This window comes from Kribbella sp. (genome assembly GCF_035687465.1).
In the GTDB taxonomy this organism is placed as follows: Bacteria; Actinomycetota; Actinomycetes; order Propionibacteriales; family Kribbellaceae; genus Kribbella.
This window is the reverse complement of sequence record NZ_DASRXP010000752.1, coordinates 1-5,505: the sequence shown is the minus strand read 5'-3', so window position 1 is coordinate 5,505 and position 5,505 is coordinate 1. Positions and strand designations below refer to the sequence as shown.

6 protein-coding genes are annotated in these 5,505 nt (G+C 61.5%); 4 read left to right on the top strand and 2 right to left on the bottom strand.

Features of this window, described 5'->3' with window-relative positions:
• A partial coding sequence (locus VFG33_RS40660) for a 3-hydroxyacyl-CoA dehydrogenase family protein (RefSeq protein ID WP_325058385.1) occupies nt 1-618 on the bottom strand: 618 nt, incomplete at its 3' end.
• 94 nt (nt 619-712) lie between these two features.
• On the opposite strand from VFG33_RS40660, the gene VFG33_RS40655 reads away from it, so the two are divergent.
• From VFG33_RS40655 to VFG33_RS40640, 4 genes are all read left to right on the top strand, one after another.
• Nucleotides 713-1,477: a CoA transferase subunit A gene (locus tag VFG33_RS40655; protein WP_325058384.1), complete on the top strand. Its 765-nt coding sequence runs from the start codon at nt 713-715 to the stop codon at nt 1,475-1,477.
• Complete coding sequence (locus VFG33_RS40650; protein ID WP_325058383.1) at nt 1,474-2,121, top strand: 3-oxoacid CoA-transferase subunit B; 648 nt, start codon at nt 1,474-1,476, stop codon at nt 2,119-2,121. The genes VFG33_RS40655 and VFG33_RS40650 overlap by 4 nt, the downstream gene beginning before the upstream one ends.
• Nucleotides 2,122-2,225: 104 nt before the next feature.
• The gene (locus VFG33_RS40645; protein WP_325058382.1) at nt 2,226-2,657 is read left to right on the top strand and encodes a carboxymuconolactone decarboxylase family protein; all 432 of its coding nucleotides are present in this window, start codon (nt 2,226-2,228) and stop codon (nt 2,655-2,657) included.
• On the top strand, nt 2,654-3,298 hold the full coding sequence (locus tag VFG33_RS40640) for a TetR/AcrR family transcriptional regulator (protein WP_325058381.1): 645 nt from the start codon (nt 2,654-2,656) through the stop codon (nt 3,296-3,298). Before VFG33_RS40645 ends, VFG33_RS40640 begins: the two co-directional genes overlap by 4 nt.
• Before the next feature lie 279 nt (nt 3,299-3,577).
• On the opposite strand, the gene VFG33_RS40635 is transcribed toward VFG33_RS40640, so the two are convergent.
• Entirely contained in the window at nt 3,578-5,308 is a 1,731-nt protein-coding gene (locus VFG33_RS40635) for a CocE/NonD family hydrolase (protein WP_325058386.1), read from the bottom strand.
• Nucleotides 5,309-5,505: the final 197 nt, after the last annotated feature.

The window sequence follows — 5,505 nt, the reverse complement described above, 5'->3', positions numbered from 1 at the left end:
GGTGTCGATCGCGGAGGCGATGTCGCCGACGGTGTAGGACGAGGTGTTGGTGGCCAACCAGACGGTTTTGGGCAGCGCACCGTCGAGGCGTCGAAGGACAGCGTGTTTGATCTTGAGATCTTCGGCCACCGCCTCGATGATCAGATCGCAGTCGCAGACATCGGCGATGTCTTTGGTCACGTGGACATTCGCCAGCGCGGCGGCGGTCGCTTCATCGAGGCGGCCGCGCTGAACCGCGCGAGCCACACTGCGTTGCAGGGCGCCGCGCGCCCTCTCCAACGAGTCCTCGCTGCGGCCCAATAGCGTCGTTTGCACACCCGCTTTCGCGAAGCACTCGGCGATGCCGGTGGCCATCAGTCCTGTACCAACGACCGCGACTCGTCCCGACCACGCAATTGCGGTATCGAACGCCGACGGCGGGCCCGGCTCTGGCGCGGCGACCTCGCCGCGCGCTGCGAGCAGCTCGAACGGGCCGGCCGGGTGCCCAGCGCCCAACCGCATCGCGGTATCGATGTCGGCTGCAGACGCGAAGCCGCGGACCGCCATGTCGATGGCATCGTCAAATAGGCCGCGCAGCAGTGCCGGTGCGACTGTTGCGGCTTGAGGGGTGCTAGTCATAGGGTTCCTTTTCTACCGTCTGGAAGGTAGACTAGCAACCAGTCATCTCATGTCAACCGTTAGATCAGACAGACTTAAGTAGGAAGAGCAAACGGTGTCCAAGGTCCTCGACCATCCCGCATTAGTGATTCGGTCCATCCCGGACAGCGCCACCATCGCCGTCGGCGGGTTCGGCTCGTGCGGTATTCCGAGCGTGCTGATTGATGAACTCATCGCCCACGGGGCGCGCGACTTGCGCATCGTGTCGAATAACTGCGGAACCGACGGCTGGGGCCTGGGTCGTCTGCTCGAAGCGGGTCAGATAGCGCGGCTGACAGCGTCGTATGTGGGAGAAAACGAGGAGTTCGTGCGCCGCTATCTCGGCGGCGAATTGGAAACCGAGTTGATTCCGCAAGGGACACTGGCGGAGCGGCTTCGCGCAGGTGGAGCGGGGATTCCGGCCTTCTTCACGCCGGCCGGCATCGGCACCGTCATCGCAGATGGCGGCTTGCCGTGGCGCTACGACGGTGAGGGCCAGGTGGCCGTCGCAAGCCCGCCGAAGCGGATCGAAACCTTCAATGGGCGCGAGTACGTTCTCGAACATGGCATCACCACTGACTTCGCACTGGTGCGCGCCTGGAAGTCGGATGTCTACGGCAACTTGGTCTTCCGCAAGAGTGCACGCAACTTCAACCCGTTGTGCGCCATGGCCGGACGTTTCACCGTCGTGGAGGCCGAACACGTTCTCGCCGCCGGCGAACTCGATCCCGATGAGGTGCATTTGCCCGGCATCTTTGTTCAGGCGGTGGTGGCGGTACCGGCGGAAGCCGATAAACGCATCGACCGCGTGACGACGCGGCTTGCGCAGGTGTCGGCGTGAACCCGCAGCGCGAGCGCATCGCAGCCAGAGTAGCCGCCGAGCTACGAGATGGTCAGTACGTGAATCTGGGCATCGGCCTTCCGACGTTGGTACCCAACTTCATTCCAGAGGGCATGACACTTTTCCTGCAGAGCGAAAACGGCATACTCGGCGTTGGGCCGTACCCCGATGTGGACGCTGTGGACGCTGACCTCATCAACGCCGGCAAAGAGACCGTCACCACGGTCTCGGGTGCGTCGTTTTTCGACTCGGCTGTGTCGTTCTCGATGATCCGCGGTGGACATATCGACGTCGCCGTGCTGGGGGCCATGCAGGTGTCTAGCCGCGGCGACCTCGCGAGCTGGAGCATCCCGGGAAGCGTGGTGAAGGGCATGGGCGGGGCGATGGACCTCGTCCACGGTGCTCGCCGAGTGCTCGTAGGCATGGAACATGTCACCCGAAAGGGTGAGCCGCGAATCATGCAGAACTGCACACTGCCGTTGACCGGGCTCGCGGTGGTCCACCGGATCGTGACCGATCTCGCGGTGCTGGACATCGACGAAGACGGTCTGCGTCTGGTGGAGCTGCTCGGCGACAAGGACTTCAATGAAGTCCAGAACGCCACCGAAGCTCCGATTCTGCCCGCGGTCACGGTCGGTGCGTAATGGCTGCTCGCTGCGGACTCCTGCCCTCCGATGACCCGCGATGGCAGCACGACCTGCGGCACTACCGATTGCCGGGGGGCATACCCATACCGTTGTTTGCGGCGGTGGCAGCCCAGCCGGCGGTGCTGGCTGAGTTACGGTCAGAGACGCGGAATGCCCTGACTGGCACATCGCCGGTCAGGTTCCGCGAGATCGTTGTTCTGCGGATCTGCGCCCGCGCTGGGTGCTGGCCGGAATGGGATGTCCACGTCGTGCTGTTTGCCCAGGCGGCGGGTTTGAACCAGGCGGATTTGCTCGGTATCCGTACGGGTCAACTGATGTCCCATGAGCACGACGGCTTGGCGATTCGACTGGCTGATGCGGCCATCAGCAACGAGATGGACGACAGGCTGTGGGAGGGTCTGAGCGCCGCAGGAAGCCCGGATCAGGTGATCGAGTGGATTACGCTCGCCGGCCAGTACGTGAAAGTGTGCTGGATGTCGATAGCCTTGGCGGTGCCGAGGCCATCAATTGGTTCCGAAGGAGGCCCGCGTTGAGCGTCTTACCCAACCAGCCGAAGACTCTTGCCACTCCGGGAGTACGCGGCCGCAAGCGGCGCGCGCAGATCATGGACATCGCTGCGAGGTTGTTTGAGGACCGCGGATACCACGAGACATCGATGGAAGCCATCGCCGACGCGGTAGGAGTTCGGAAGGCCTCGCTGTACTACTACTTCACCAGCAAGGACGACCTGCTGGTCGAGATCCATCAAGAGATGATCGACTTGATCCTCGATAAGCAGCGTGAGCGGGTGGCAGCCGGCGAATTGCCTCCGTCGCAAATGCTGCTGGCCATCATGACCGACCTCATCTCGCTCATGGAGTCACACCCGGGCCATCTCCGAATCTTCTTTGAACACTTCCGCGAACTTCCGACCGAGATCCAGCACGAAATCGCCGGCAAGCGCAACGAATACCGCGAAATGTTGATCACCGTGCTTGACGATGGTCGCGAAGCAGGCGAGTTCGCCGTGGACGACTCGTTCCTCACCGCGATGCTGATTCTCGGTATGTGCAACTGGACCTATCAGTGGTTCGATCCGGCCGGTCGGGTTTCGGCCGAAACGCTGGCCAAGTTGTTCTACCGACAGTCGGTGGAGGGTTTCGGAACCGCCGCGCTGCGTGCGCAATTGAACTAAGTTCGGTTCCGCGATGAGGTCGGATTGTCGCTGGTTCGATGTCCTTCCGCCGGAAGGATGCAAGCGCCTGCACGGAAGGCAGTTTTGCTGACTCTCCATTGTGGATGAAGCGCGAGTCTGTCGCGCCTCAGTTCATTCCGCCCGACATCGACGACGCATCTCGTTGTCCGATCTTGACGAATCCGGCCGTGTCTCCAGCCATTTGACCGGACCCCGGGCCTTACGGGCCAACAGCGAAAGCTGCGGCTAGCGGAGATCGGTCGGGCCGACAAAGAGGAATCAGGGAACGACGGGCAGGACAATGTAAGAGTCGTACTCACCGCCGGTGTAAACGGTCGTGCGGCCGCCGAATATCTCAGCCGGCCGGTCGTCTTCGTCGTCGTGCAGAAAAACCGACGAGCCGCGCTGCTCGACCCCGTACAGCAACGGGCGTGGGCTCGGTAGTCCGTTATCGAAGTCGCGCCCGCCGACAGTCAATTTGAGGGAATAACCCTGTGGGACAACTATTGACGTAGGCCATAGCTCGATATCCAGGGCGCAGATCTCGCCCGGAACAAGGGGCTCTTGACTGAGATGAGTATGCACGGGCTGCCACGGAGTACCTAGAGCGGCATCGATCTCACGGTGTGAGGCTCGAAGCCAACCTTGAGCAACCGGACCGTTGGGGTCCGATGCGCCGACAAACAGCACCTCCTCGTCGTCTGGTGAGAAGAGCCGCAACGTGACGAAGATGTCCGCGTCGGTTGTCGACGACGCTATGTAAAGGCGCACGGCTAAAGGACCGGTCAGCTCCGTTGTTTCGCTGAACTCGCCGGTGGCGAAGTCCAACGTTTCCTCGGCGGCGGCGAATGACCGTGAGGACGTCGTTGGCACCGCCGACGGGGCCAACGTCCCAGCGCCGTTGTCCAGGTGCAGACGGGTCCACTCCGTGCGTCCCAGCGGCCACTCGTGTTCGTCTCGTTCAACGAAACCGTCGACAGTCCGGACCTGCAATTTAACAGGAGGCCGGCGGTCCCAGCCGTTGTCGATACCCTTGAGGAAGTGATCGAAGAACTCCCTTTCGAGCTTGATTCCATAATCGGTGTAAAACTCAGTCCAGTGCTCGCGGCCATGCATCTCCAGCCACTTCTGTTCGGACCCTGCGCGTGCGAAACCCTCCACGTTCCCCCGCAGATGAAGGCCTTGCCCGCCCCAGTTGCCACAGGACAGGACGGGCACCTCAATGTCTTCTAGACGGGCGTTCCTTTCCTTGAACCAATCGTCTAGCAGTGGATGGCTGAGTTGATCTGCACGGAGATCTCTCCGATTTGCCGCAAGAACGTCGTCAGGCAACGCTTCGAAGCCGGCGATGGGATCTCCGGTGATAGCACTCACTCGGCCGCGTGCGCCCAAGCCGTTTTGGACACTCGTCACCTGGACCGGATACCACCTGATCCAAAAAGTGGACAGAATGCCGCCGTGGCGCACTGCATCGCGGTACAGATCGGAGGCTCCCTCGAACGGACAAATCGCCTTCAGGTGCGGCGGTCGTTTCGCGGCAACCTGCCACTGATTCATTGCGTAGTACGAGACTCCGAGCAAGCCGACATTGCCAGTACTCCAGTCTTGTTTGGCTGCCCACTCGATGCACTCGTAATAGTCCTGGACCTCGCGAGGGCTGAAGGGGTCGATGACGCCTGGTGACATGCCAGTACCTCGCGAGTCGACCCGAATGCAGATGTATCCCTCGGGCACCCATTTCTCTGGATCGCAGGTCTCCCAGTTCGCATACCGAGAACTCGTGCCATCCGCGACTTCCGGATGGTTGGCCATGAGGTTTTGCCACTGTGCGGGATATCCCTCCTGGAACGACAAACCCTTGGCATAGGGTCCGTAAGTCATCAGCACTGGAAACTTGCCGTCGCCCACCGGCCGGAAAACATCTGCGCGCAGCGTAATTCCGTCGCTGACTTCGATGGGCACATTCCAGTCGATGTTCATGCCATCCGATTCCTGATTGCGGGCGATCACCTTCAAAGCTCCTTACTCTCGGTGGTCAGCGTGCGTGGGGTGAGTCGCCTGACAGTGGCTTCACCTGTGAGTCGCCGAAACTGTTGGATGCGACTGTCGGGCTTGAATCTGCGGTTGTGAAGGTGACGAGTTTCATGGGGGTGGGTTTCCTTCCTGGGGGGTGTTCAGTGCGGCGGCGGTACCGCCTACGCGTTGGG